This window comes from Halomonas sp. KHS3, from assembly GCF_000830495.1.
GTDB classification, from domain to species: domain Bacteria; phylum Pseudomonadota; class Gammaproteobacteria; order Pseudomonadales; family Halomonadaceae; genus Vreelandella; species Vreelandella titanicae.
Map to the genome: position 1 here is coordinate 423,946 of NZ_JWHY01000003.1, position 26,735 is coordinate 450,680.

The following is a 26,735-nucleotide window of genomic DNA, read 5'->3' on the forward strand; positions in this document are numbered from 1 at the left end:
CCGCTATCCAGCCAGCATCGGTATAGGCGACCATCCGGCCGCCCACTCGCTCACAGCACAGAAAGGAATTCGCCGATGACCTTCAGGTCTTCAAGCTCGTCCTCGAGCACGATGTCCTTATAGCCGAAGGCGTTGGTCTGGGGCTTGAGCACGATGCGATGGTTTACGAACTCTCCGTATTCCTCGATCTTCTCGCTCTGGTACAGCTTTACCGTAAAGCTGCCGCCATGATCCGGGTCCTCGATGGCGCGATGCTGCACCACAACGACTTTGCCCTGCCGCGTGCCGCCTGGGTTGGCACGAAACAGGCACCAGGCACCATTGGGGATGCGCCGATTCATCGACTCCCCAACCACCCGGCTGACGAACAGGTCGGGGCTCGCGCGCATGAAGTCCGGCAGCTCGACCCAGTGCTCGGCGTCGGCGATTTGCATCTCGCTGAACTCACCGGCGGCGATGCTCAAATCGTACACGGGCACATGGCGCTCGAACGGATCGGCCTCTTCGCGCACGACGACGGGAAGGTCCAAGCCTTCCAGCCCATTGGAATTACTTGCCTCAACTGGTTGCTCGCTCAATGCTTGCGCTTGAACGAAAGCCGCGAAGTATTCACGGGTTTCGGGATCCGTGGCATAGACGTAGCAGCCCTTCTGCCCCCGCGTCATCAGTGTACGGTAGGTATTCTTGATGATCTGATCCGCCAGGGCGCGTGCATGCTCGGGCTCTTCCCTGAGCAGCTTCTTGTAGCCATGCACAGAACGGTCCTGCCCTGCGCGCTCGCGTGCGTCGGTCACCGCGCGCCCGTCACGAATCACGAAGTCATCGCCGATGATGACGCCCACATAGTCGAACTCGAGCCCCTGGCAAGTGTGAATGCAGCCGACCTGCTCGACGGAGGTATCGGCAATGGCCCACAGCATGCCGTCATCATCAAGGTTCCACTGGGCGGCAAAGCCATGCTCGGGAAAAACGATATCCATGGCTTGCTTGTCTTTCTTGCTCGCCCAGGGCCAGCAGTAGCCCGCTACCATCCGGGCCTTGTTGGCCTTGCGATTCTTGTCGAGGATGGCCGCTTTCAACGCGCTCGGGTCATCGAATACCTGAAAGTCGTAATCGATGCCTTCCAGATCCGTATTGGCCGTCGTGCGAACCTGAAGCGCATAGTCGAGCCATGCAAGATAGCCATCGGATCCGTTACAGCGAAATTGTGAAGCCAGCTCCAGTTCCTGAATCTCGGCACCGGCATCGCGAGCTCGACGTTTGATCTCCTCGACCGTGCCTACATCCTTGAGGGTCACCCGCTGTGCTTCGTCAATGAAGAACACCGAGAGCCGCGACGCTTTGATGATCTCCTTGATCTGGCTTTCGCCCAGGTTCTGGTACATACCCGACTTCTCGTTAAGGCGGTGAGCCTCGTCGACGATCAAGGCGTGAAAGGTGTCTGCCTGCGTATCGACATAGCTTCCGGAACCCTTGAACAGGTTATCGATATGCGTTTTCTTGCGAGTGCCGGTCAGGCGTTTCTTGAAGACTTCGCGCGGCGCCGAGTTACGCGATACGTACTGCGTCATCATCTCGCGCTTCGTCAGCTCCACCAACAGGTTGATGGCCACCACTGACTTACCGGTGCCGGGCCCTCCCTTGACGATCAGGCACTGCTTGTTGCCGTTGGCCGACCGATGCGCAAGATCAAGCGCGGTTTCATAGACCAGCTTCTGCTCGTCGATCATCAGGAACTCGGCGGTGCCCTGCATCATTGAGGCCAGAGCATCCGCCAGGTTCTTGCTTGGCTTGATCACACCGTGCTCGATGCGATACATGATGTCGTTGCTGTCGCCGTACTTGATGTGCTGGCTCAGAAACTTCGAGAGCTTCAAGGCGTCCTGCGAGATGAAGACCGGCGCACGGCTCGTATGGTGGGCATAAAAAGGATCATTGATGGCGTTCCCCTGCTTCATGTTGTGCAGGTAGGCGCAGGGCACCAGGCGGATCGACTCGGAGCGAACCGTCTCGTTGTAGTCCTCGATCAGCGCGCCATAGGACCACGCCTGGTACGACGGATGGTTGGTCTCGCGCACTCCGCCACCCAACTGGGTACGCACGATAGCGTCCTTCTTCGTCACCTCGACGGACTGCCACTGTTTAAGTTCCACGATGACCGCGGCATCGTCCCGCTGGTGGTTCTTGCCGGTCAGGATAAAATCCACGCGGCGATTGGTCAGCGGAATGTTGTACTCGATGGCCACTCCAGCTGAAGCAGGAATGCCCTCGTCGAGCAGAACGCTCATCATGAAACGAAGGGAGTTCTCCCAGGATGTCACCTCACTGCGAGGCGAGTTGCGGCTCAGCTTTCGAGACACCTCGTTCTCTATTATGTCGCTAATGGCGTTTGCACGTACGGCATCGATGAATTGCTGTTTAGTGGAGCTATAGACCAGCATCGGCCAGACATTCCTTATGTGTTCAACAGAAGCATGCACGAAAGCTTTGTGAAATCCATTAGCGCGCACGAATTTCAACAAGATAACGCGATGATAGCGACACTAATAGAGAGGCGAGTAAAAATTAAAAGAGGAAGGTAAAGCTGGGAGTTATACTGCGGCAGCGACATAAAAGGCTTCAAAAAGCCAATAACTTACTGACAGAAAGAGGGGAATTGGTGGGCCCAGTAGGACTTGAACCTACGACCAAGGGATTATGAGTCCCCTGCTCTAACCAACTGAGCTATAGGCCCGAAAAGCGTGCATATCATAGCGAATGTGGCCGGGTGAGGCTAGCCCCTTTGCGCTATCTTGATGTCATTACGGCACTTTATGTGGATTGGGCAGTCTGGTGAGTAGTTCTTTATGCGGAGACGCGCTGTGAAAGCATTGGTTGCTCTATTCCCCTTATTGTTGGCGCTGCCCGTACACGCTGATTGGCAGCTTGATCCTGGCCAGTCGCGGGTGCAGGCGTCGATTACTCAGTTGAACGGCGAAACACCGCAAACTCATCACCACCAAGTGCGCGATCTGCAGGGCGATATCTCCAGCGATGGCACCCTGCGCTTGCCGTTAAAACTTAGCCAAACGGATGTGTTGGAACGCTTTGGTGAGCTGCCACCGTGGATAGGTTTGCTGGCGAACACCACCTTGGTGACGCTAGAGGCGCAAATGCCGCCAGAGCGGTTGGACGGTTTGGATATTGGCGAATCACTGGTGGAGACGCTGACCTTTAGCGTTCAATCAGACATGGTAAACCAACAGGAATCCGTGCCGCTGCGGTTTACCCGCGAAGGCCTGGATGAGATACGCGTGACACACGCGGAGCCCATGGCGATGGACGGCCGAGCGCTGATGGCCAACACCACGGTGCGCACCGTGATGTCGTTACTGGGCTACCAGGAGATTGACGAGCATGTGCCCGTCACTCTCAATGCACTCCTGGTTAATAGGTAATAGTTAATCGGTAGTCGTTAAAGGCTACTAACTGCTTCCACATCCCCCGCCTGGGCTTCGCCGGTTTGTACCCGCCACTGGGCAGCGTAGTGGCCGTTAGCTGCCAAAAGACTGGAATGGGTGCCCCGCTCGGCCACTTGGCCTTTCTCAATCACCACGATCTCATCGGCATGCACGATGGTCGAAAGCCGATGAGCAATCATAATCACCGTGCGGCCATGGGCGATGCGCTTAAGCGAGCGCTGAATGGCCGCTTCGGTTTCGTTGTCCACTGCGCTGGTGGCTTCATCCAGCACCAAAATAGGCGGGTCTTTAAGTAGCGCCCGCGCTAAAGAAAGCCGCTGGCGTTGGCCGCCGGAAAGCCGCACGCCCCGCTCCCCTACCGGCGTATCCAATCCTTGGGGCAGCGTTTCGATAAAGCTCCACGCCTCGGCGGTTTTTGCCGCATCGATAATCGCGGCTTCGTCGGCATCGGGCTTACCGTAGGCGATATTGTCGCGAATGCTGCCTTCAAACAGGTAAACATCCTGGCTGACCAGGCCAATCGACTGGCGTAGTGAGTTCATGCTGACGTCGGTAATCGGCTGGCCATCGATGAGTACCCGCCCGTTTTCCGGGTCGTAAAAGCGCAGTAACAGTTTGATCAGGGTCGATTTGCCCGAGCCGGTCGCGCCTACTAATGCCAGAGTGTTGCCTGCCGGTGCGTGCAAATGAATGTTTTCCACGCCAACACCACTGGTAGCGTAGTGAAAGCTCACATTGTCGATGGTCACTTCACCGCGCACCGGCTGAGCGAGCGGGGTGGTGCTATCGTCCTTAACGGTAATCGGCACTTCAAGTAGATCAAGAATCCGCCGAGTGCTGGCCATGGCGCGTTCGAACAGGTCGATCACCTGAGCCAGGCCGGTGAGCGGCCAGAGCAGCCGCTGCGTCAGGAATACCAACACACCGTATGCACCCACATTTAGTGAACCGTTGAGCGCCATCATGCCGCCCACAGTAAAGGTGGCCAGAAAGCCCGCCAAAATCGCCATACGGATCACGGGAATAAACGCGGAGCTAACCTTGATCGCCCTTCTGTTGGCGTCTACATAGGCTTCGCTGGCCTCGCGCAGTCGCTCGGCTTCGCGGTCTTCGCTGGTAAAGCTTTTAATCGTCGCGATGCCGCTTAGATTGTTGGATAAACGGCTGGCTAAATCACCGACTTTTTCACGCACGTCGCTGTAGAGCGGCCCGGCTTTGCGCTGGAAGAAGAACGCACCCCAAATGATCAGCGGAATAGGTGTGAAAGCGAGCAGCGCAATCAGCGGCGAAAGCACAAAGAATACCGCGCCAATCACCACCACCGTCACCACTACCTGAACCATCGCGTTGGCGCCACCGTCCAGAAAGCGCTCAAGCTGATTAACGTCGTCGTTCATGGTGGCCACTAGCTGGCCGGAGCTTCTTGATTCAAAGAACGCCATATCCAGCCGTTGAGCGTGCTCGTAGGTATCCTGGCGCATATCCGCCTGTAAACGTTGGGCTAAGTTGCGCCATAGGATTTGAAACAGGTACTCAAATAGCGACTCCCCTGCCCAGATAACAAACGTCAGCACCGCCAGCATGGTGATCTGCTGTTGAGGCGTTTCAAACCCGAGGCTGGCCACAAAACTCTGCTCTTGGTTGACCACCACATCAATGGCGACACCAATCAGAATCTCTGGAGCAATATCAAACAGCTTATTGATAATCGAACAGGCGGTGGCGGCAATGATGCGCCGACGATAGCCTTTGGCGTAGCGGAGTAGCCGCACCAGGGCTTGAAAGCTCTGATTCTTAGAACGGAGTGGAGAAGGAGCCACGAGCATTCCTTACTGAGGTTGTTGTAGGCCAATTAGGCTTTGTACGAAAACTGCCTGCGCTCGGCCATGCTGCGTTAAAAAACGGCTCGTGCGCGAGTCCGATCAAAATGCTCATTTACACCCCGTAAACTCCGCTTTTTCGCCGTTTTTTGCCTTGCCTGACCTTCGCTCGCCGATTTTTCGTACAAAGCCTAGGTAGGCGCTAGCGTAATGAATTCAATGCTCAGGCTCAACGCGTTAATGCTTGGGGAGTTAAGCTGGCGCCGGGGCGCGGCGCACATTGGCCAACAGCGGGCTGCCGGTATCGGGGTCTAGCAGCAGCGTGCACTCTACTTGATAGAGCGTACGCACTAGATCGGGCGTCACCACCTGAGCGGGCGGCCCTTCCGCCACAATCTTGCCTTCGCGCATGGCGATGAGATGATCAGCGTAGCGGCAGGCGCTGGCGAGATCGTGGAGCACCATCACCACGGTACGGCCATGGTGGGCAAGATGTTTCACCAGTTCGAACACTTCAATCTGGTGGCCCAGATCCAGCGCGGAGGTGGGTTCATCCAGCAACAACAGCGGGGTTTGCTGGGCGATGGTCATGGCGATCCAGGCGCGTTGACGCTGGCCGCCGGAAAGCGCATCAATTGGCCTGTCAGCGAGTTGTTCAAGCCCTGCCGCCGCTAGCGCGTGCTGCACCACGCGTTGGTCTTCTGCTGACCACTGACGCAGCCAGCCTTGGTGGGGCTGGCGACCAAAACGAATCAGCTCGGTCACAGTGAGCCCCTCCGGTGCGACGGCCTCCTGGGGCAGTAGCGCCAGTTGCGTAGCGAGTTGACGGGTGGGCAAGCGCTGGATATCTACGCCATCCAGCAATACAGCACCGCTATCGGGTTTGTGTAAACGAGCAAGCCCGGCCAACAACGTCGATTTTCCGCACCCGTTGGGGCCCACAATGGCGGTGACTTTGCCGCTGGGCAGGGTGATATCCAAGCCATCAATCACCTGCCGGGTGCCATAGCTCATGCCCAGTGCCTGGGTAGCCAGAGAAGGAATTGGCGACGCTGGGAATTGGCTCATGTAAAACTCCGTTGGGGACGCATTAATATCCAAAGTAACCAGGGCCCTCCGACCACGGCGGTAACGATACCCACCGGAATCTCGATCGGCGCCAGCAGCGTACGCCCGGCCAAGTCGGCGAGTACCATGACCAGCGCCCCCGCCAGCGTTGCCGCCAAAACCGGCACGCTACGAGAACTCGACATTGACCGGGCAATCTCCGGGCCAATCAACCCCACCATGCCCACCGGACCTGCCACAGCCACCGCCAACCCCGTCAAGGCGACAGATAGCAGCAGCACTTCCAACCGGCGACGTTTGACGTTCACTCCTAACCCGCTGGCGGTGGCATCCTTGAAACGCAGTAGCGTTAGCGAACGGGCTAACGCCATGGCAGTGGCCAGCCCTAACACCAACCCGAGCATCAGTAATTGCAGTGCGCCGCTGGGGCGGGCATTGAGCGAACCCACCGTCCATGGATAAGCAGCATTGGCGGTATCAATGGCGACTCGCGCCAGCATCAATTGCGTTATCGCGCCAAACACCGCGCCCACGCCAATCCCCGCCACGATAAAGCGATACCCCTGGGTGCCGTTGCCCGCGGCGAGCCCGAAGGTGAGTACCGCTGCGGTGGTTGCCCCTGCTAACGCCATGGCAGGCGGCGCGATGGAAACGCCAAGGCCTACGATGGAGGCCACTGCAAACGCTGTCGCGCCATTATCAATGCCGATAATACCCGGCGTCGCCAAGCGATTGCGGGCCAGGGTTTGCATCAGTATGCCTGCTAACGCGAAGGCCGCCCCGGTACTAGCGGCAGCGGCTAAACGCGGCAAGCGCAGCTCCTGCACTACAAAGCTCGCCATCATATCTGCATTGCCAAACAGCGCCTGCAGCACCGCCATAGGGGCGACCTTAACGCTGCCCAGGCTTAGGTAAATAACGCTGGCAAGCAGTAACGCGCCAAACAGTCCCAGGTTAACGGCCACCGCTCGCTGCTCAAACAAAAGGCTGTTCTGACTGTGCCCGCTTCGCCAGGCGAATCGCCAATAACCTTGCGGTGGCGGTACGTTGTTATTGCCGTCCGCGCGGAACTGGTGTTCCGGGGAGAAAGGCATAGACGAGCTTTTTATCTGCGTGGTTTTCATTAGCGAATTCACAGCATTGGTAGGCGGCGCGCACGAACAACCGCTATCAGTACGGGGGCGCCGCACAGCGCAGTGAGTACGCCCAACGGTAGTTCCGATGGAGCGACCACCACCCGAGAAATGATATCGGCCGCGAGGACGATCAGCGGCCCGATGGGCAGACAAAACCATAGCGTGCGACGAATATCAGGCCCGGCAAAGGCCCGTGCGACAAACGGCACCACCAACCCAACAAAGGCAATGGGCCCGGCGATAGCGGTGGCAGCCCCCACCAACAGCGCCACGCAGGCGATGACCAACCAACGAATGAGATTGGGGTGGTGGCCCAAACCAGAGGCCACTCGTTCGCCTAGCGCCAGGGCAGCTAACGGCCGAGCAATCAGCGCAACCATCACTGACGCGACCAGCATACTGGGCAGCACGGCAAGTAGGTCATCCAAGCGGCGGCCGGCCAAGCTGCCAATCACCCAGAAGCGAATTTCATCAGCGGCACGCTGGTCGTAAAGCAATATCAATGAGGTTAATGAAGCGAGCAGACCAGAGAACGCAGCCCCGGCAAGCACGAGCCGGATGGGGTCGTTACCCACACCGCGAAAGCGCGCCACGCTCAATACGCACGCGCAGCCCACCAGCGCACCTAACTGCGCGACTGAAATGCGTAACGTGGCGGCGCTGGCACCCAGCACTAAGGCCAGCGCCACGGCAAACGCCGCCCCCGCACTAACCCCTAAAAGCCCTGGTTCAGCCAGCGGGTTGCGTGCGACCGCTTGCAACAGGGCGCCAGCGACGCCTAGTGCCATGCCCACCACAATACCAATCAAGGTGCGCGGTGCGCGCAGTTCCCAGACGATGAAGCGTGCTTCACTGTCCTGGGCACCGCTCAGTAGCGCCAGGGCCCTACCCGGGCCAACGCTACCCGCACCGATTAATAGACTAACGAGACTCACCGCCACAAGGGCGGTGAGTAGTAGCAGCATTAGCGTTCGGGGCGTAGCACGCCTAACGTTAGGCGTTGCAAAACGTGGAACCGTCACGGCAACAGCGCTGCCTCTATATCATCAAGAATCGCCTGAGCGGCCAGCGGGCCATTGGCGCTTGTCCATAGCTGACCATCCACCGGCACTACGTGGTCTTGCTGCACCACGTTTAGGCGCGTAAAGGCGCTGCTCTGCTTGGCGGCGTCCACCGCCGCTTGACCATCTTCGTTGAGCGTTGCCAGGAACAGCCAGTCGCCGTCCACTTGGGAAAGGTTTTCCAGGCTCAGTACATCGCTATGCACACCGCGCTCGCCGACCAGGCCAGCGTCCTGAACATCCAGACCCGCTTGGGCTAACAAACCTGCAGAAAAAAGGTTTTCCGACATCACCATGGGGCCACCGGGCATCCAGCGTACCAAGAAGGCACTTCCCCCCACACCGGCCTCTTCCACTGCCTCGGCGACCTCGACGGCGCGTTGCTCAACGGCCTCAATCGCTTCTGCGATGGCAGCTTGGCGATTAAGTGCTTCACCGTAAAGGCGGGCTTCGTCTTTCCAGTTATCCGGTGCCAGTGGCTGGGTCAGTGGCACCACCGTGGGCGCAATACGTGACAGCAGTTGATACTGCTCATCAGAAAGCTGGGCGGGCGCCAAAATCAGATCCGGCTGCTGCGCCAGCACGGCCTCGATATTGATCTCGCGCACCACGCCCATAATAGCAGGCGGGTTTTCACCAAGATGCGCTTCAATGTAGCTTGCCACATTGTCACCACCACGCGTCGTCACAGCGCCTAGCGGGTTGACACCTGCCGCTACGGCAGCGTCCAAAGCGCCTTCGTAAAGTGTTACAACCCGCTTTGGGGTTCCCTCAACGTCTACGTCGCCAAAGGCGGTTTCCAGCGTGCGCGCTTGTGCAGTGCCTACCACTAAGGCACTTAGCAATATGCCCATCATGCCTAAACGCCCGCGTTTAATGAGGGTGGCTACCCTTGGTGTCGTTTGAACCAGCATAAGTTTCTCTCGATACGGTACTTTGACAAGGATAATAACGATTCTCAAAAGCGCTTGCACTACTATTCCATCGAATGGCGTGTTCCATTTCTTGCAACCTCTCCACCACCCCGCTGTTTCAGTTCACGCAACGTAATGTTCCTCAATCATCCCCTCGCGTTTGGGAACTTTTCTTTTTAGACTCCCGCCTTTATTTGATAATTAATATCATTAGCTAATAATTATCGTAACCAAGAGGGAATGACATGCCACGCTTTACTCGCTCTGTTCTGGCTAGCGCCGTCACGCTTGCTGTTACTTCAGGCACAGCCACCGCTCAAGAAGATCAACAGCTGGACAATATCGTTGTCTCGGCCAGCGGGTTTGAACAGGCGATGGTCGATGCCCCCGCCAGCATTTCAGTGATCTCCCGCGAAGAGCTCTCGCGTCAACGGGTTACCAGTATTGCCGATGCCCTGCGCAACGTTGAGGGAGTGGATGTCGGCGGCTCAGTGGGCAAAACCGGTGGTAGTAATATTAGTATCCGTGGCATGCCCAGCGACTACACGCTGATCCTGATTGACGGCCGCCGCCAGAATACCGCTGGCAGCGTGACCCCCAATGGGTTTGGCGAAACCTCCACCAGCTTCTTTCCGCCGGTTTCCAGCATTGAACGCATTGAAGTTATCCGCGGCCCCATGTCGACACTGTATGGCTCTGATGCCATGGGTGGGGTAATCAACATTATTACCCGCCGGGTTGGCCGCGAGTGGACTGGCTCTATCGGGGTCGAAAACACCGTTAACGAAGATCGCGATTTTGGCGATCGTCGCGAGATCAACCTGTATACCAGCGGCCCTTTGGTGGAAGATACCCTTGGCCTTCAACTGCGTGGCCGGGTTTATGAGCGCGATGCTTCTGAACTCACCTACACCGACGGTGACGGCAATCCTATCGAGGTTAGCCAGCGCGGCCCCAGCCCGGTGGAAGGCGATACCTACAACATCGGCGGTAAGCTAACCTGGACGCCCTCTGACAGCCATGACCTGTGGCTGGATGGTGAAGTCAATCGTCAGCGCTACAACAACGATGAGTGCCAGCTAGGCACCCTGGATGGCCGCACCCGCAGCTGCGCGCCTGACCCTGGCAGCGCCACCGGCTATTCGAATGAACTCCGTTTTGAGCGCGAGCAAATCGCCATTGGCCACACCGGACGTTTTGCCTCGGGTACGTTGGAATCCAGCCTGATGCGCAATACCACCGAAACCAAAGGACGCACGATTCCTGGTGATGTGGGCGTTGCTTACGAAGGCTTTCCCAGCATTATCGGCGGTGCGCCGCGGGAGCTGGAAACCACCAATACTGTGCTCGACAGCAAATTCATCATGCCGCTGGGCAACCACATGACCACGCTGGGCCTGCAGTGGTGGGATGCAGAGCTTGACGACGGCTTGGCCGGTGAGACCTTTGCCCAAACCACCTGGTCGCTGTTTGCTGAAGATGAGTGGATGCTGCGGGACGACTTGGCCCTGACCCTAGGCGGCCGTTACGATCACCACGACGCCTTTGGCAGCCAGTTCAGCCCGCGCGGCTACTTGGTGTGGAACACGACGCCCAACTGGACATTAAAAGGCGGCGTGAGCCGCGGCTATAAAACGCCCACGCTTAATGACTTGCACGATGGCATCAACGGCGTCACCGGCCAAGGCACCGTGCTGACCATTGGTAACCCAGATCTTGAGCCTGAAACCAGCACCAGCAGCGAGATCGGCGCCCATTACGATAACCAGCAAGGCTTTACCGCCAGCGCCACACTTTTCCACAACCAGTTTGACGATAAGATTGCCAGTGGCAGCGATATCCTGGTGGAAAACGACCCGCTGATTCCTGACGGCCTGTATAGCCAGGATATCAATATCGATGAAGCGATCACCCAAGGGGTTGAGCTCTCTACTGGCTACCAGTTCGCTCCCGATTGGCGCGTCAACGCCAATTACACCTACACCGATAGCGAACAGAAGAGTGGCGATAACAAGGGCGAGCCGCTGACAGATACCCCGGAACACGCCATTAACGCCACCCTACGCTGGCAGGCAACGGCAAAGCTGGATACTTGGCTCTCAGCTGAGTACCGCAGCGAACGCTACCGTAACCGCGAAAGCGTCCGCGGTGCCCCCTCGTTTGATGATTTGGGCGACTTTAAAGCCTATTCACTGTTTCACTTAGGCGGTAACTATGCGGTCACCAATCAGCTTAATCTGAGCGCGACGATCTATAACCTGTTTGATAAAGATTTTGTCGACTACCGCGCCTACGGCGATGGCACCAGCTTTGGCAATGTGTACGCCAACAGCGAAGAGGGCCGCCGTCTGTGGCTATCCGCCCGCTACGAATTCTAATCGACCTCAGCTCGCTACTGTTTCAATGCTGATTTCTGCCCCGGCCATGCGCTGGGGCTTTTTTGTTGACTACTCTCTCCTTTGCGGACGACCAAAAAAGCGGCTATCGCTGGATAGCCGCTGCTGTATTGCGTATATAACGGGAACCTAGCGTTTAGAAGGCGACGTTGAGACCTAGCCAAACCCGGCGGCCATCTTCCACATAGCCGTACTCGTCGTAGTCAATCGCTTCGTCGAACAGGTTGTAGATACCCGCGTTCAGTTGAGTCGATTCATTTAGCTGGTAGCCAATACCTGCATCTACAAAGGTGTAGGAAGGGGCCACGATTGAGCTTTGCGAAGGGCCGGTAGTCGGTTGGCTCTCTTCGCCGCGGTAGGTCACTTTTGTCCACTGGCTGAGCTTGGCCGAGGCTTGCCAATTCAGCGTGGCCGATACTTGGTGGCGTGGCAGTTGAGTTAGCGGCTCGCCGGCATACTCACCGCTTTTTTGCTCGCTATCAGTAAAGGTGTAACTGGCCGTTAGCGCTAGCGCATCGTTCAGCGGCGCCGTGATACTGACCTCGGCGCCCTGGGTTACGGCTTCATCCACGTTGACGCGGTAAGTCGGGTCGCTACCATAATCGTTAGCGCCATCCGTACAGATATCGATAGGGCAAGCAATACGGGTAATTTTATCTTTGAAATCATTATGGAATAGCGTGATACCGCCGCTCAACCCGGTATCATTAGCATATAACAGCGCCAGCTCTTTATTGAGCGAGGTTTCTGGCTCAAGGTCAGGATTACCGTAAATATTGCCACCACGGCTGACCTGTCCCCAGTCGGGAGTAATCTCGCGCAGGTTAGGCGCTCGATAACCGGTTGAAACGCCGCCTTTCAACGTCCAATCAGGCGTCATATTCCACACGCTGTAAAGACGCGGGCTTAAATGACTACCGTAATTGTCGTCATCATCAACACGTAAACCGCCGGTCAATGCCCAGGAATCGGTAAGCATCCACTCATCTTCAACAAAGAGTGCCCATTGGCTATTCTCAATCTCACTGCGATCAGAACCAGGCAATTGATTCGTCGTACTATCGTCAAGCGACTCTTCCTCGTAGTTAGCGCCTACCGTCACCATATGCATGCCTAGCGGAATGACCGTGCTGGTTTTGGCGGTGGTGTTGGTGATTTCAATATCCCGCGATTTATTTTCGCTGCGCTCACGCTGCAGGTAGGTTTCGCTGGTACCCCAATCGAAGCGGCCACTGTGGGTTAGCGCAACGTGCTGATGGGTATAGTCGTTGAAGCTATCCTCACAACCACCGCGACAGCCCTCTGATGGCGCCGAGTTGCCCACCAGCGATTCGCGCTCCTGCTCCGTGATACCGGCCTCAAACGTGAAGTCGTGGTTTTTTGATGCGGCAAGGCTAAATCGTGCGGTAAGGCTTTGTAGGCTTTTATCTTCATAGCCGTTGAGGATATTGTCTTCATCGCGCTGAGAGGCGCGACCATAGAGCTGAAGACCTAAACGATCCCCTACCAGCGGGCCACTGAGGTAAAAATTAGCCTGACGGCTATCGCCGGAGTCGCTGTCTTCCTGAAGCATGGTGTCGAGTTGCACATTACCGTGCCACTCCTGCGCAACCTTGCGGGTAATCACGTTAATGACCCCGCCGATTGCATCGGAGCCGTAGAGCGTCGACATTGGCCCACGCACTACTTCAATACGCTCAATGGCCTGTAGTGGCGGTAGCCAGTCTTGCTCAAACCCGGCGCTACCGTTGGGACGGGACTCGCGGGAATTCTGCGGGCGCCCATCCACCAAGATAAGCGTGTACTGGGAAGGCATACCACGAATGGAGATATCTTGACCGTTATCCCCAGCGCCCCCGCCAGTAATAATCACACCGGGCACGTCACGCAGCGCATCGGTGACACTTTGATAGTGGCCCCGCTCTAACTCTTCCCGGGAAACCACACTGATAGAGGCAGGCGCATTGGTAATCTGCTGTTCAAACCCCGACGCAGTGACCACCATATCGTCTAAACGGGGTGCTTCTTGTGCCCATAATGCGCTACTGGCAAGGGAAGAGATGGCGCTGGCCAGCAGCGTTCGGCGCAAACAGGGAGACATAACTTCGTCCTTCATAGTGTGTTCAATGTGTGTGAGCAATGTGGGTCAGCATTCGCTCTATTAAATGCGAATTATTAGCATTAATATTTTTACACACTCTTTGCACACTGGGGTGAGACGGTACGTTCAGCATACCGGAACACAAATGCCTATTATTTTCATTCGCACCGAAAAATGGCACAATTAGCGCTCACCCTTTTCCGTGGGCCTGACCATGTATGACTTTGACGAACTTACCGCCTTTGCCGATGTGATGACCACGGGCAGTTTGACTCGCAGCGCTCAAAAGCTCGGATTAGCCAAATCGACCCTTAGCCGCCGTATCAGCCAGCTCGAAACCCGGCTTAACCAGCCACTGCTGCGCCGTCAGGCCAACCGCTTGATTCCTACCGAGGCGGGGTTACTGTTTCACAACTACTGCACCGAGCTTTTGGCAATGGCGGCCCATAGCCAGGAGGCGCTGGCAGAGCTGCGTGAGGAGATTAGCGGCGAAATAACCCTTGAGGTACACGGTGCCCTGGCACGCAGCTGGTTACCCGGCACGATTGATGCCTTCTTAAACCGCCACCCCAAGGTAGAGTTAACGCTACACACCAGGGAAACACCACCCACTAAAATGCACAGCAATAGCGTTCATGTCTGGCTTGGGCCAACGCACGAGTGCGGGCTAAACCAGGAGCGCTTGGGGCATTTAACCCGCGGGCTTTATGCCAGCCCACACTATTTAGCGGCGGCTGGCACGCCTCAACACCCCGACGAACTGAACCAGCACGCCTGGATAGATCTGTTGGGTTCTGCCTCTGATGGGCTGCTGCTCACTCATCAAGAGCATGGCCAGTACGCTTTTAACCCGCCCCGTTCCCGGCTGCGAGTAGACCTTACTGCCCTGCATATTGATGCCATCGCGCGCAGCCAGGGGATCGGGTTGCTCTCACACTGGTTAACTGCAAAACGCGAACAGCATCATCCAGGCGAACTGGTTAACTGCCTGCCGGGCTGGGAGCCGGTGCCTCTCCCCATCACGTTGCTCTACGCCTACGGCCATCAATCACGCCGTACCCACGCGCTGTTAGAGTTTTTACGCAGCCAGGTGCCCGCCCCGTGGCGCACGTCAGCCGCCGCCGTCTAGGTTAATTCGAGTGTTTGCCTTGCCAGTTAGCCCGCTTATTAACGACAATGGGCGGCTAACGATTGCCAAGGACAGCCAATGCTTGCCGAACTTTTTGCCGTCATGGCGCCCGTGCTGGCGGGTGCAGGGCTCGGCTACCTGTGGGTACGCCTAGGCCATCCCTACCCGGTCGACTTCATTACCCGGCTAGTGTTTAACATTGGCACACCCTCACTGGTATTAGCATCCCTGGCGGGTGCCGATATCGATGCCACCACCTTTGGCCAGACGATGTTGGCCGCCGCGCTGGTGATTATCACCATGGGGGCCGCTACTTTTGTGGTGGCAAAACTGTTGCGCCGCAGTTGGCGAGTGCTGCTTGCCCCCATGATGTACCCCAACACCGGCAATATGGGCTTACCGGTGGTGCTTTACGCCTTTGGCAGTGCCGGGTTTGCCTACGGCATCACGGTGATGGTGACTGTCTCGCTGTTTCAGTTCACCTTAGGCGCGGTGCTTAATAGCCAGGGCAACCCGCTCAAAACGCTTGCCAAAACGCCCACGGTTTACGCTATTGCGATTTCCATGGCGCTGCTGCTGACGGACACTTCCCTGCCGCCCTGGTTGGCGAATACGGTGGACTTAATGTCAGGGTTCACGGTACCGCTCATGCTCATTACTCTGGGCGTATCGCTAGCCAGCATTCAGGTGAAGAACCTGCGTTCAGGGCTCGGATTTAGCCTGGTGCGCGTGCCCCTCGCTGCCATGGTCGCCTGGTTGATCGCTGGCTGGGTGGGCCTTCCGCCACTGGCACAGAGCATTTTAGTGCTGCAAATGTGTATGCCGGTGGCGGTATTCAATTATCTCTTTGCTCAGCGTGCCCAGCGCGAACCCGTTTATGTCGCCAGTTTGGTCTTCTGCTCAACGTTGTTAGCGCTGTTTTACCTACCCGTGCTACTCGCCCTGCTCATGTAATAGTGGAACCCACACGTGACTAAAAGGTCACTGCTAGACTACTGGCAAGGATGCCAATGATTAACGTCACCAGAGGGCACGCTATGCTTCACATGAACAACCATACCCAACGCCCACTGCCCCCTGGGGCTTGGGCAAGGATCAGTGGACTAGTGCTGGCGGGCGCTATTAACACGGCAAATGCGGAAATCGTCCAGGAATCGCTGGAAACCGACCATTTAAACCTTTCCATTGAGCGTATCGCCGATGGTTTTGAGCACCCTTGGGCGGTGGCGTTTTTACCCGATGGCCGCTACTTGGTGAGCGAACGCAGCGGGCAACTGAAACTTGTCGACCCCGAAAGCGGTGAAGCCAGTACGTTGGAAGGCATGCCCGAAGTGAGTACTCAGGGCCAGGGCGGTTTGCTAGACGTAGCGTTACATCCTGATTTTGAAGGCGGAAATGGCGAGGGTGATAACGACTGGATCTATTTCACCTGGAGCAAGCCCGAGGGCAATAACAGCCGTTCAGCATTATCGCGAATAAAATGGCACAATGCCCAGCTAGGAGAGGTCGAACACTTGTTTGAACAAGATCGCGCCTCTGGGCCGGGCCGCCATTACGGCTCGCGGTTGGCGTGGCTGCCCGACGGTACCCTGCTAATGAGTCTTGGGGATCGCGGCAGTGAACCGCCCCGCGCCCAGGCAAGCGATGACCACGCGGGCTCTACCCTGCGCCTTACCGCTACTGGTGGCGTTCCCGATGACAACCCTTTCGTTGGTGATGACACCACCCTGGATGAAATTTACTCCATGGGTAATCGCAATATTCAAGGCATGGCCGTGCTCAGTAACGGCGAAGCCTGGGCGTCAGAGCATGGCCCCCGCACCGGCGACGAGCTGAATCATATCGAAGCGGGCAATAATTATGGCTGGCCAAAGGTCAGCCAGGGCAATGACTATGCAACCAACGAGCCGATTGGCGAAGATTCGCTCCCCGGCATGGTTGACCCAGTGTATGTATTTGAAGGCCGCTTCGCCCCCGCCGGGCTTGCCGAAGTGACTAGCGACGCCTTTGGTGAGTGGCAAGGCAACTTATTAGCCGGTGGGCTAGGTAGCGAGAAGCTGTTGCGCCTGCGCTTGGAAGAGGGCCGTGTCGCCGAGGAAGAGCTGATTTTACAAGGCGAAGTGGGTCGCATTCGCGATGTTCGCCAAGGCCCTGATGATGCCATTTACTTACTCACTGACGCCCCCCAGGGCGGCTTGTACCGCCTAGCGCCAACGAACCAGTAGCGCTTTCACTGGCTGATATTAAAACGTATTAAAACCACCATGGATGCCCCATGCGACTACGCAATTTGATTATTTTGACTGTGATTGTGCCGCTGTTTGTCATCCTGGTGGTTTTTAGCTTAGTGGCAATCAAGTCGCTCGAAGATAACGTACGCTCAAAGCTACAAACGGAAGTTGAGATTATTACCCGGACGCTGAGCTCGTCGCTCAGCTACGCGGTTACGCCAGATAGCAACACGCCGCTTGAAGAAGCGCTACAGTCGGCGTTCTCCTTCCATCGAATTTACGGGGCCTATGTATTCGATACCCAAGGTCGCGATATTTACGGGCTGGGCCTAGGCAAAGATATTTTCAGCCGTGAAGAGATTCAACAAATCATTGAGCGCGATGACTTATATAGCAACTATCGCCAACACGATGGATGGAATTACTACTCTGCATTGACACCCTTGCGCTCACAAGATGGCACTGTATATGGGGTACTGCAGGTTAATCGGCTAAATACCGGTATTGAGAACTACACGGGTTTTATCAGTATTGTGGCCGTGTTGGTGTTTGTGATTGGCGCCGCCGGAATCGTGTTTAGTATTTGGTGGGGGTTTCGCCGCCATATCGAGCGCCCGCTTAACCGGCTGCTGCACGTAATGCAGTTGGTAGAAAAAGGTGACCGCAGCCAACGCGCCACCGAAGACGGCCCTATCGAATATCGCCACCTTGCCTCCGGTTTGAATGGCATGCTGGATGCGATGGCCGAAAAAGACCAAGAGATCGAAAATCGCCAACGGCGCGAAATTGAGCTTGAAAAGCGCCTGCGCAAATCGAAAAAGCTGGCTGAACTGGGCGTATTGGCAGCCGGCGTTGCCCATGAGATAGGTGCGCCGTTAACGGTGATCAATGGCCAGGCCCAGCGTTTGGCTCGCCGCGATGTGATTGGCGATGACGAACGCGCACGACTAGGGCGTATTCGTGGCGAAGTCGAGCGCATCGTTGAAATTGTGCGCCAGTTGATGGAATTAGGCCGCCAACATAACGTAGAGAAAGGCGAACTGGCGCTTGATCAGCTTATTATGAATGCCAGCGATTTGGTTGAAGACGAGCTGGAGCCACGCAATATTCGTTTAGACATTGAATTACCGTCGCCGACACCCAACTTACTCGCCAACGGCCAACAAATTGTGCAGGTGCTGACCAATTTGCTGCGCAATGCAGCGCAAGCCCCCGAAGTGAACAGAATTCGAGTGCGCGCCCAGCAGCAAGAGCACGAATTAATACTGTGGGTGGAAGATGATGGCCCAGGGATACCCAGTGCCCATCATCACAAAGTGTTCGACCCATTTTTCACCACCAAACCGGTCGGTCAAGGCAGCGGTTTGGGACTCTCTATGGTACATCGCATTATTAACGACCACGGCGGTACGATCGGCGTGTTTGACAGCGCCCTTGGCGGCGCTGGATTTGAAATCACACTACCTATTAGTGAAACCGCATCCGCGTGAGGACAACGTTTGTGACCCAACAGGATCCCCTTTTACCTTTGTTGGTGGTTGAAGATGACGCCGCTATACGTGAGTTATTAGAAGAAGAACTGCAGGATGCAGGCTACACGACGCTCGGCGTACCTAGCGCTGAAGAGGCGATCGCCTTACTAAGCCACACCACCGTCTCACTGGTAATTACCGACGTGCGACTGCCGGGTATGACCGGCATTCAGCTACTCCAGCAGCTCCGCCAAGCAGGCAGTGAGCTGGGCATTATTGTGATTACCGCTTTCGGTACCATCGATCAGGCGGTTGAGGCACTTAAGCTAGGGGCTGACGACTTTTTAACCAAGCCGTTAGACCTTGATGCCATCCGCGATGCCGTATTTCGTGTGCTGGAACGCCAACGCCTGGCGGTTTTCCACGACACGGATATCAGCCATTTCCACGGCATTGTGGGTAAAAGCCAGGTCATGCAGACACTGTTTCATGACGCCTCCCGCCTTGCCAAAAGCGATGCCCCCATTTTGATCTTAGGGGAAAGCGGTACCGGCAAAGAGTTACTCGCCCGCGCCATTCACCAGGAAAGCCCTCGCAATGACCAACCCTTTGTGCCGGTTAACTGTGCGAGCATTCCCGCAGATTTGATGGAGAGTGAGTTCTTTGGTCATGTAAAAGGCGCCTTTACCGGGGCTAATGAGGCGCGCAAAGGGCTCTTTCAAAGCGCTCAGGGCGGCAGCCTGTTTTTAGATGAGATTGGTGAAATGCCCATCAATCTGCAGGCTAAACTACTGCGGGCCTTGCAGGAGAAAACCGTGCGCCCAGTGGGCGGCGAGCGCGAAGAGCCAGTAGATGTCCGCATCATCGCTGCAACTCACCGCAACCTGGAGAAGGAAATCGAGCAGGAGAATTTCCGCAGCGACTTGTTCTACCGTTTGGAAACGTTCTCGCTGCGCATTCCCCCGCTACGCGAGCGCGGTACCGATATTGAACACCTTGTTTTTGCCCTTATCGACAAGCACTCCGAGGCCCAGGGCAAGCAGATCGAGCAAATCGAGCCAGAAGCGCTCAACAACCTGCTCAACTATGCCTATCCCGGTAACGTTCGCGAACTGGAAAACGCCATCATGCGGGCAGTTACCCTGAGCGAAGATGGCTCGCTCAGCCATAAAGATCTGCCCGAACGGCTGCGCGAACAATCAACGGTGGAAAGCGGTACCCCACTGGTGCCTACCGTCAGTGGCGAAGTGCTGGCAGGGAGCCAGGTGCCCTCGGCAACGCCAATCCGCTGGCCTAGCCTAGAAGAAGTTGAAAAGCGCTATATTAACAAGGTATTAGAAGCAACGGGTGGCAACAAACGACGCACCGCAGAAGTGCTGGGCATTGCTCGTCGGACGCTCTATCGCCGCCTGGAAGACAGTGAAGAGTAACTACCAGGATACTGATAAGGCGGGATGCGCTAGCTAGAAAGCAAACAAAAAAACCCCCGCGGGCGCGGGGGCGGAAAGGATGGCAAATCGTGTGGAGCAGCCGCAGGGAACAAACAGCTGAGGCGATTTACCATCGTAGGGAGCGGTACACTTGCTAAAGACTAGTTACTGGTCGAATTTTCATCCTCTTCCTCAGCGCCAGGCATAGGTTCGGTTCCTTCACCAAAGCCAGGCTCGTCGTCAGGGTTCATAGTGCCCTCTGCGGGCTCGTCCATGGTGTCATCCGGCATGGACTCTTCTGACATAGGATCTTCTGACATCGTTTCTTCAGATTGCGTCATGCTGTTTTCTGCTGCTGGCTCTTCACTTAAGCCTGGATCCTGCTCCATCGCTGACTCTTCACTCATACCCGGTTCCGGCTGAGTGGTGGCATCCTGCTCTAATGGTGAAGGCTCTTCAGCAGGTGGCGCTGTTTCTTCGTTATCACCGCAACCAGCTAACACAATTACACTTGCCGCTGTCGCCATCATGCACAGCGTTAACCAGCGTGGGCGATTGGAAATTTGCTTGCTCTCAATGTGGTCGTGTTGCTTATCCATAATACCCACCTCCATTACTTACGCTGCTTGTTTCTAAACATTTCACTGGAAAAATCGACAGTCAGCTTTCCGTACACGCATACAAGTTATTCACAACACTCTACTTAAACTACAATCACTTTACGTGCCAAAAACATAAAAAACCAATATAAACAATTAATAATCAATGTCTTATAAAACATTAGCAATGCCATTATGTACTTATAGGCAGCCCGCGCGAGTGGGTAAAAAATGACACATGTAGCGTTAATTGCCCCGTTGAGCGAGCCGTTGTGACACACAGGCCCCACCTATGTATAATAATTTTTAATAAATTATCCGACTCAAGCTCTTATTTCTTTATGAATGGCGCAATAACGACACACGCCCATTCAGCTCAACAAAAAGGCATCGCCGATGGACGAGACACGACCCGTCAAAATTAAAGTGCGCGGATTAAGCAAAGTCTTTGGTAAGCACCCACAAAAAGCCATTGAGCTACGTGATCAAGGAATGAAGCGCCCCGAAATTCTGGAGAAATCCGGCCAGACGCTGGGGCTATCCAATATTTCGTTTGATGTCTATGAAGGCGAACTGCTGGTCATCATGGGTCTCTCGGGGTCAGGCAAATCGACCTTGATCCGTTGTCTTAACCGTCTAATTGAGACCACCGAAGGTGAGATCATTATCGACGGCGAAAACATCCCGACGCTAAAAGAGAAAGCGTTACTGGAGTGCCGCCGCCGTCACTTCTCTATGGTATTTCAAAATTTCGCGCTATTTCCCCACCGCACTGTGCAGCAAAATGCCGAGTTCGGTTTGGAAATTCGCGGCGTAGAGAAAACAGAGCGCCATAAAATTGCCCATGATGCGCTTAAGCAAGTGGGCCTGGAGGGCTGGGAAGACGCCTACCCGAATCAACTTTCCGGCGGTATGCAGCAGCGCGTTGGCCTCGCCCGTGCTCTGGCAAACGATGCCACCGTACTGTTAATGGATGAAGCTTTCTCAGCACTTGACCCGCTAATTCGCAAAGACATGCAGCAAGAGCTTTTGCAGCTGCAATCCAAAATGCAAAAAACCACGGTCTTCATCACCCACGATCTGGATGAGGCGCTCAACATTGGCGACCGTATCGTGTTGCTGAAAGATGGCGAAGTGGTGCAGATCGGCACGCCGGAAGAGATTCTGACCAAGCCTGCGGATGACTACGTGCGTCGCTTTATCGAAGGCGTTGACCGGGCACGTATCTTGACCGCCGAGAGCGCCATGCGGCCACTGCGCTCCACAGCTCGGGAAAGCGATGGCCCACGCACGGCGCTACACCGCATGCGCGACCATGCTATCGACTCTATTTATGTGGTTGATCGCAACCGCCGCCTTATCGGGCTACTCGAGGCCGATGCCGCCAGCCGGGCCATTGAAGAGGGTGCTGATTCGATTATTCCCTACTTAACCCAGGATTTCCGCAAAGTCCCCATGGATGAGCCACTGCATAACCTGTTTGCCATGTTTAGTGAAAAGAGTTTCCCTATCGCCGTTATTGATAAGCAAGAGCAACTGCTAGGCGTGGTGGTTAAAGGCGCAGTACTCGACGAACTGGCACGAGCAGGAGAGCAATAATGGATATCCCACGCATCCCGCTAGGTGATTGGATTGAAGGCGGCCTGACTTGGTTGACCAGCGAATACTCTTTGGTTACCCGCGGCATCTCTCGTTTCACTCAAACCGGTATCGATGTTTTAAATGACGGCTTGATGTGGTTACCCGAGTGGGCGCTGCTTGGCTTGATCGCCCTGCTCTGCTGGAAGCTGGCGGGCACTCGCCTAGCCATAGGCGCTGCTGCGGGCTTGGCACTGATCTGGAACCTGGGGCTCTGGAACCCGATGATTGAAACGCTCACGCTGGTAGTGTTCGCTACCATGGTGGCAGTTGTCATCGCGTTACCTGTGGGTATTGCCGCGGCGCTGTCTAACCGGCTTTACCGGGTCATTATGCCAATTCTCGACTTTATGCAGACCATGCCAGCGTTCGTCTATTTGATCCCAGCCATTCCATTTTTCGGTATTGGCTCGGTGTCGGCGATTTTTGCCACGGTGATCTTCTCGATGCCCCCGGCTATTCGTTTTACCACTCTGGGTATTCGTCAAGTACCGGTGGAGCTGATTGAGGCCGCCGATGCCTACGGTGCCACCCGTGGCCAGAAGTTATTCAAAGTACAGCTACCGCTGTCATTGCCCACAGTAATGGCAGGTATCAACCAAACGATAATGCTCGCTCTCTCCATGGTAGTCATCGCAGCCATGATTGGTGCAGATGGTTTGGGCAGCGAAGTATGGCGCGCAATTCAACGCTTGCGCCCTGGCGACGGCTTTGAAGCAGGCATCGCGGTGGTCATCCTGGCCATGCTGCTTGACCGCCTGACGCAATCGCTTAGAAAAACCCGGCAATAGCGAAAACGCGCGATAGAGTAAAACAGCAGAAGCGGCTGCGTTGAGCCATTAGCTTGCTAAGTCGCTCTTTGCTTACCATGCTGTGTTTTGCAGCAACCGTGCTCGTTAAGCATCATGCACGTTAATAACCAGTACATTTATATTTTAATACACAAGGGAGAAAGTGAATGAAACATCGCACATTGAACCTCCGTATCCGTCTTGCTTCGCTGGCACTGCTAGCAGGTGCTGGTGTGACCGTCAGCAGCGCGGCGCAGGCTGAAGAAGAGAAAGGCATGGTTAACCTGGCCTACGTAGAGTGGTCTTCCGAAGTCGCTTCAACTAACGTGGTCGCTGCAGTACTTGAGCAAGCGGGCTATGACGTCGAGCTAACCTCACTCTCAGCGGCGGCTATGTTCCAGGCGCTCTCCACTGGCGATGCGGATGCCATCGTCGCTGCTTGGTTGCCAACCACTCACGCCGATTACATGGAACGCCTGGGCGATAGTATTGAAGACCTTGGCCCCAACCTGGACGGCACCAAGCTGGGCCTTGTGGTTCCAGAGTATACTGACGTCGACTCGATTGCAGACCTTAACGATAACGCCGACAGCTTTAACGGCGAGATCATCGGTATTGACCCTGGTGCAGGTTTAATGAGCCTCACCGAAGAGGTTGTGGATACCTATGACCTTGAGCTGAATCTGCGTAGTGGCAGCGGTGCCACCATGACGGCGGCACTGTCGAGTGCAATTAATAACGAGGAAGATGTCGTTGTTACTGGCTGGACGCCCCACTGGATGTTTGCCCGCTTTGATCTCAAATATCTAGAAGACCCTGAAAACGTCTATGGCGGTGCAGAGCAGATTCACACCGCAGTTCGCCAAGGCCTGGAAGACGACATGCCAGGAGCCTATGCCATTCTCGACGCTTTCGAGTGGACGCCTGAGCAGATGGGCGAGGTCATGCTGATGAACCAGGAAGATGGCAGTGACCCCTATGAGAACGCGAAGCAGTGGGTTGAAGATAACCAAGATGTAGTAGCAGAATGGCTCGATAGCTAATGCCATTTTGATTAGGTAAGTTGTATTTGTTAGCAATGGTTGGGCTGGGGCTTTCGTAAGCCCCAGCCCAACTGCTTAAGTTTGTACAACCTATTGTTATGAGCACACTACTATAAGCAGTTTGATAGTGTGACAGGTCATTTCGGGAGCTTGGCATGTTTAATAACATTATGGTGCCGGTAGACCTTGCCCACCTTGAAGCACTTGAACCCGCGTTAAGCGTTGTAGCCGACCTTGCCAAACAATATGACGCCCATATCACCTATGTCAGCGTCACGGCCAATACACCCACAAGCGTCGCCCGCACTCCCCAGGAGTATGCGCAAAAGCTCGAGGCTTTTGCGCAAGAGCGACATAAGGTTCATGGCCAACCGGTAAGCAGCAAGGTATATAGCTCAACAGACCCTATGGCGAATATCGACACACTGCTTGAGAAAGCTATTGACGAAGTAGGGGCTGACTTAGTAATGATGGCAACTCATCTGCCGCGGCATTTGGATATTGTCATGCCTTCGCATGGTGGCAAAGTAGCAACCCACACAAACGCCTCTGTCTTCTTAATTCGTCTGGCTCAATAAAACCGCCTTTCGTTTTTAAAATAATTAAGGGAGTAAACTTATGGACAAAACACCGAAAAATGAGCCTGATGAGCCGGTCTCTGAGGGTATACCCGCCCCAGATGGCCCGGCTAACCTGATCGATACCGATTACGTTATCGGCCAAGACAACATCACCACGAATACTATGGGTCTCAATCTTGACCTGCACGGTAAGGTGTTCAGTATATCGGCCGTTATCGTGCTGCTATTTGTGGTGTTAACTCTGGCACTGCAAGAGACCGTCGCACCGATTTATCAAAACATTTTCGATTTCTTGACCGGAAATCTGTCTTGGTTCTTTATTCTAGCGGCGAATATATTCGTCATTTTGTGCATTGGTCTGATCTTCTCTCCTTTAGGTAAAATCCGCATTGGTGGCGCCGATGCCAAGCCTGATTTTACCTATATGGGTTGGTTTTCAATGCTATTTGCCGCAGGCATGGGCATTGGCTTGATGTTTTTCGGCGTTAACGAACCGCTGACGCACTTTGGCACTTCATTTGACGGTGGCAGCTGGGCGCCGCTTGCGGGTGCGGAAGGCAATGCTGCCGGTGCTGAAGCGTTAGCTATGGCCGCAACCATCTTCCACTGGGGCCTGCACCCCTGGGCAATTTACGCTGTAGTGGCGCTTTCACTGGCACTGTTTTCGTTCAATAAGGGCCTGCCGCTATCCATGCGTTCTGTGTTCTACCCCATTTTGGGTGAGCGCGTATGGGGCTGGCCAGGCCACGTGATTGATATTTTGGCAGTGTTTGCCACTTTATTTGGTTTGGCTACGTCCCTTGGTTTAGGGGCAACCCAAGCAGCAGCAGGACTCACTTACCTGTTTGGTGCGCCGGAAAGTGATATCACCATGATCCTGTTGATCATCGGTATTACGATGATCGCCATCGGCTCAATCGTGGCAGGCGTTGATAAGGGCGTACAGCTGCTCTCCAAAATCAATATTATTCTTGCGGCAATGCTACTTTTCTTTGTGATTGCTGTTGGCCCTACCCTGATGATTGCCACGGGCTTCTTTGAAAACCTTTGGAACTATGCGGTTCATCTACCTGCGTTATCGAATCCTTTTGGTCGTGAAGATGCCAACTTCAGCCAGGGCTGGACAGCCTTCTACTGGGCCTGGTGGATCTCCTGGTCTCCGTATGTCGGTATGTTTATTGCGCGGGTATCCCGCGGTCGTACAGTGCGTGAATTTCTGGTCTCGGTGATGCTGGTGCCGTCCACTGTATCAGTACTATGGATGACCACGTTTGGTGGCACAGCCATTGATCAGTACGTCAGCCAAGGCATTGAGGCCGTTCGCGATGCAGGCGTTGATCTGCAGCTATTCATAATGCTCGAGCAGCTGCCGTTATCACAAATCACCTCATTCGTGGCCATTGTGCTAGTCATCGTGTTCTTCGTGACGTCGTCTGACTCTGGCTCGTTGGTGATTGACTCCATCACCGCTGGCGGTAAGGTCGATGCACCGACGCCACAGCGCGTTTTCTGGGCGATCATCGAAGGCGCGATTGCCATTGCGCTACTGCTAGGCGGTGGCCTGACAGCGCTGCAAACCATGGCTGTTTCTACCGGTTTCCCGTTCACCATCATTCTGCTAGTGGCCTGCTATGCCATTATCAAGGGGTTGATGAGCGAACCTAAAGCCGTCTAGCGATGCTTTGAACCGACCATGGTTTTAAACCAATCATAAGTTTAAAGCTTGCTGGTACTGTTCAAATTTAGCTAGTAAACGGGCAACCCAATGAACTGCACCCCAAAAGTTGGACGCTCATCCAACGATTGGGGTGTTTTTCATGACGAAACATAATGAAGCGTTCAAGTTACTAGTAGTGCAACGCTA

Annotated in this window: 20 protein-coding genes and 1 tRNA gene; 12 read left to right on the forward strand and 9 right to left on the reverse strand. The window is 55.2% G+C overall.

The window, feature by feature from the left end:
- Positions 1-50: 50 nt before the first annotated feature.
- Positions 51-2,441: a DNA/RNA helicase domain-containing protein gene (locus RO22_RS10765; RefSeq protein ID WP_027958593.1), complete on the reverse strand. Its 2,391-nt coding sequence runs from the start codon at positions 2,439-2,441 to the stop codon at positions 51-53.
- A gap of 216 nt (positions 2,442-2,657) precedes the next feature.
- Positions 2,658-2,734 (reverse strand) — tRNA-Ile (locus RO22_RS10770).
- 112 nt (positions 2,735-2,846) lie between these two features.
- On the opposite strand from RO22_RS10770, the gene RO22_RS10775 reads away from it, so the two are divergent.
- The gene (locus tag RO22_RS10775) at positions 2,847-3,437 is read left to right on the forward strand and encodes a hypothetical protein (RefSeq protein ID WP_035538182.1); all 591 of its coding nucleotides are present in this window, start codon (positions 2,847-2,849) and stop codon (positions 3,435-3,437) included.
- A gap of 17 nt (positions 3,438-3,454) precedes the next feature.
- Here the strand turns inward: RO22_RS10775 and RO22_RS10780 are convergent, their stop codons facing one another.
- The 5 genes from RO22_RS10780 to RO22_RS10800 all read right to left on the reverse strand — a co-directional run bounded on the left by RO22_RS10780 (position 3,455) and on the right by RO22_RS10800 (position 9,460).
- Positions 3,455-5,287, reverse strand: a complete 1,833-nt coding sequence (locus tag RO22_RS10780) for an ABC transporter ATP-binding protein (protein ID WP_027958607.1) — start codon at positions 5,285-5,287, stop codon at positions 3,455-3,457.
- 246 nt (positions 5,288-5,533) lie between these two features.
- Positions 5,534-6,349, reverse strand: a complete 816-nt coding sequence (locus RO22_RS10785; RefSeq protein ID WP_041158299.1) for an ABC transporter ATP-binding protein — start codon at positions 6,347-6,349, stop codon at positions 5,534-5,536.
- Positions 6,346-7,443: an iron ABC transporter permease gene (locus RO22_RS10790; protein WP_051430522.1), complete on the reverse strand. Its 1,098-nt coding sequence runs from the start codon at positions 7,441-7,443 to the stop codon at positions 6,346-6,348. Before RO22_RS10790 ends, RO22_RS10785 begins: the two co-directional genes overlap by 4 nt.
- Before the next feature lie 38 nt (positions 7,444-7,481).
- Positions 7,482-8,450 (reverse strand): FecCD family ABC transporter permease, encoded by a 969-nt coding sequence (locus RO22_RS10795; RefSeq protein ID WP_027958610.1) that lies wholly within the window; start codon positions 8,448-8,450, stop codon positions 7,482-7,484.
- Positions 8,451-8,503: 53 nt separating this feature from the next.
- On the reverse strand, positions 8,504-9,460 hold the full coding sequence (locus RO22_RS10800; RefSeq protein WP_035538179.1) for an ABC transporter substrate-binding protein: 957 nt from the start codon (positions 9,458-9,460) through the stop codon (positions 8,504-8,506).
- Between the two features lie 245 nt (positions 9,461-9,705).
- On the opposite strand from RO22_RS10800, the gene RO22_RS10805 reads away from it, so the two are divergent.
- Entirely contained in the window at positions 9,706-11,838 is a 2,133-nt protein-coding gene (locus RO22_RS10805) for a TonB-dependent receptor domain-containing protein (protein WP_027958612.1), read from the forward strand.
- 154 nt (positions 11,839-11,992) lie between these two features.
- On the opposite strand, the gene RO22_RS10810 is transcribed toward RO22_RS10805, so the two are convergent.
- Positions 11,993-13,957 (reverse strand): ligand-gated channel protein, encoded by a 1,965-nt coding sequence (locus tag RO22_RS10810; protein ID WP_027958613.1) that lies wholly within the window; start codon positions 13,955-13,957, stop codon positions 11,993-11,995.
- Positions 13,958-14,171: 214 nt separating this feature from the next.
- Here RO22_RS10810 and RO22_RS10815 point away from each other — a divergent pair, with 214 nt between their 5' ends.
- The 5 genes from RO22_RS10815 (at position 14,172) to RO22_RS10835 (ending at position 20,219) form a co-directional block, all read left to right on the forward strand.
- The gene (locus tag RO22_RS10815) at positions 14,172-15,086 is read left to right on the forward strand and encodes a LysR family transcriptional regulator (protein WP_035538178.1); all 915 of its coding nucleotides are present in this window, start codon (positions 14,172-14,174) and stop codon (positions 15,084-15,086) included.
- Positions 15,087-15,164: 78 nt separating this feature from the next.
- Positions 15,165-16,040: an AEC family transporter gene (locus RO22_RS10820; RefSeq protein ID WP_027958614.1), complete on the forward strand. Its 876-nt coding sequence runs from the start codon at positions 15,165-15,167 to the stop codon at positions 16,038-16,040.
- 56 nt (positions 16,041-16,096) lie between these two features.
- Complete coding sequence (locus tag RO22_RS10825; RefSeq protein WP_411906307.1) at positions 16,097-17,311, forward strand: PQQ-dependent sugar dehydrogenase; 1,215 nt, start codon at positions 16,097-16,099, stop codon at positions 17,309-17,311.
- A gap of 50 nt (positions 17,312-17,361) precedes the next feature.
- Complete coding sequence (locus RO22_RS10830) at positions 17,362-18,807, forward strand: ATP-binding protein (RefSeq protein ID WP_022522398.1); 1,446 nt, start codon at positions 17,362-17,364, stop codon at positions 18,805-18,807.
- An 11-nt stretch (positions 18,808-18,818) separates the two neighbouring features.
- Positions 18,819-20,219, forward strand: a complete 1,401-nt coding sequence (locus tag RO22_RS10835) for a sigma-54-dependent transcriptional regulator (protein WP_027958616.1) — start codon at positions 18,819-18,821, stop codon at positions 20,217-20,219.
- A gap of 161 nt (positions 20,220-20,380) precedes the next feature.
- On the opposite strand, the gene RO22_RS10840 is transcribed toward RO22_RS10835, so the two are convergent.
- Positions 20,381-20,818 (reverse strand): hypothetical protein, encoded by a 438-nt coding sequence (locus RO22_RS10840; protein WP_035538192.1) that lies wholly within the window; start codon positions 20,816-20,818, stop codon positions 20,381-20,383.
- Positions 20,819-21,214: 396 nt separating this feature from the next.
- On the opposite strand from RO22_RS10840, the gene RO22_RS10845 reads away from it, so the two are divergent.
- The 5 genes from RO22_RS10845 (at position 21,215) to RO22_RS10865 (ending at position 26,546) form a co-directional block, all read left to right on the forward strand.
- Positions 21,215-22,417 (forward strand): glycine betaine/L-proline ABC transporter ATP-binding protein, encoded by a 1,203-nt coding sequence (locus RO22_RS10845; RefSeq protein WP_009288359.1) that lies wholly within the window; start codon positions 21,215-21,217, stop codon positions 22,415-22,417.
- Positions 22,417-23,247 (forward strand): ABC transporter permease, encoded by an 831-nt coding sequence (locus RO22_RS10850; protein WP_009288360.1) that lies wholly within the window; start codon positions 22,417-22,419, stop codon positions 23,245-23,247. Before RO22_RS10845 ends, RO22_RS10850 begins: the two co-directional genes overlap by 1 nt.
- Positions 23,248-23,414: 167 nt before the next feature.
- Positions 23,415-24,290 (forward strand): glycine betaine ABC transporter substrate-binding protein, encoded by an 876-nt coding sequence (locus RO22_RS10855; protein WP_009288361.1) that lies wholly within the window; start codon positions 23,415-23,417, stop codon positions 24,288-24,290.
- A 155-nt stretch (positions 24,291-24,445) separates the two neighbouring features.
- Positions 24,446-24,868, forward strand: a complete 423-nt coding sequence (locus RO22_RS10860) for a universal stress protein (RefSeq protein ID WP_027958618.1) — start codon at positions 24,446-24,448, stop codon at positions 24,866-24,868.
- A 40-nt stretch (positions 24,869-24,908) separates the two neighbouring features.
- Positions 24,909-26,546 carry a BCCT family transporter gene (locus tag RO22_RS10865; protein WP_009288362.1) on the forward strand — a complete coding sequence of 546 codons (1,638 nt, stop codon included), beginning with the start codon at positions 24,909-24,911 and terminating at the stop codon, positions 26,544-26,546.
- The last annotated feature ends 189 nt before the right edge of the window (positions 26,547-26,735 follow it).

Excerpts from the sequence above, each read along its gene's own strand:
- RO22_RS10855 (WP_009288361.1), top strand. The coding sequence starts at position 23,415 with ATGAAACATCGCACATTGAACCTCCGTATCCGTCTTGCTTCGCTGGCA.
- RO22_RS10765 (WP_027958593.1), bottom strand. The coding sequence starts at position 2,441 with ATGCTGGTCTATAGCTCCACTAAACAGCAATTCATCGATGCCGTACGT.
- RO22_RS10795 (WP_027958610.1), bottom strand. The coding sequence starts at position 8,450 with ATGCTGCTACTACTCACCGCCCTTGTGGCGGTGAGTCTCGTTAGTCTA.
- RO22_RS10850 (WP_009288360.1), top strand. The coding sequence starts at position 22,417 with ATGGATATCCCACGCATCCCGCTAGGTGATTGGATTGAAGGCGGCCTG.
- RO22_RS10785 (WP_041158299.1), bottom strand. The coding sequence starts at position 6,349 with ATGAGCCAATTCCCAGCGTCGCCAATTCCTTCTCTGGCTACCCAGGCA.
- RO22_RS10800 (WP_035538179.1), bottom strand. The coding sequence starts at position 9,460 with ATGCTGGTTCAAACGACACCAAGGGTAGCCACCCTCATTAAACGCGGG.
- RO22_RS10815 (WP_035538178.1), top strand. The coding sequence starts at position 14,172 with ATGTATGACTTTGACGAACTTACCGCCTTTGCCGATGTGATGACCACG.
- RO22_RS10825 (WP_411906307.1), top strand. The coding sequence starts at position 16,097 with ATGATTAACGTCACCAGAGGGCACGCTATGCTTCACATGAACAACCAT.
- RO22_RS10790 (WP_051430522.1), bottom strand. The coding sequence starts at position 7,443 with ATGCCTTTCTCCCCGGAACACCAGTTCCGCGCGGACGGCAATAACAAC.
- RO22_RS10805 (WP_027958612.1), top strand. The coding sequence starts at position 9,706 with ATGCCACGCTTTACTCGCTCTGTTCTGGCTAGCGCCGTCACGCTTGCT.
- RO22_RS10820 (WP_027958614.1), top strand. The coding sequence starts at position 15,165 with ATGCTTGCCGAACTTTTTGCCGTCATGGCGCCCGTGCTGGCGGGTGCA.
- RO22_RS10830 (WP_022522398.1), top strand. The coding sequence starts at position 17,362 with ATGCGACTACGCAATTTGATTATTTTGACTGTGATTGTGCCGCTGTTT.
- RO22_RS10845 (WP_009288359.1), top strand. The coding sequence starts at position 21,215 with ATGGACGAGACACGACCCGTCAAAATTAAAGTGCGCGGATTAAGCAAA.
- RO22_RS10860 (WP_027958618.1), top strand. The coding sequence starts at position 24,446 with ATGTTTAATAACATTATGGTGCCGGTAGACCTTGCCCACCTTGAAGCA.
- RO22_RS10810 (WP_027958613.1), bottom strand. The coding sequence starts at position 13,957 with ATGTCTCCCTGTTTGCGCCGAACGCTGCTGGCCAGCGCCATCTCTTCC.
- RO22_RS10865 (WP_009288362.1), top strand. The coding sequence starts at position 24,909 with ATGGACAAAACACCGAAAAATGAGCCTGATGAGCCGGTCTCTGAGGGT.
- RO22_RS10780 (WP_027958607.1), bottom strand. The coding sequence starts at position 5,287 with ATGCTCGTGGCTCCTTCTCCACTCCGTTCTAAGAATCAGAGCTTTCAA.
- RO22_RS10840 (WP_035538192.1), bottom strand. The coding sequence starts at position 20,818 with ATGGATAAGCAACACGACCACATTGAGAGCAAGCAAATTTCCAATCGC.
- RO22_RS10775 (WP_035538182.1), top strand. The coding sequence starts at position 2,847 with ATGCGGAGACGCGCTGTGAAAGCATTGGTTGCTCTATTCCCCTTATTG.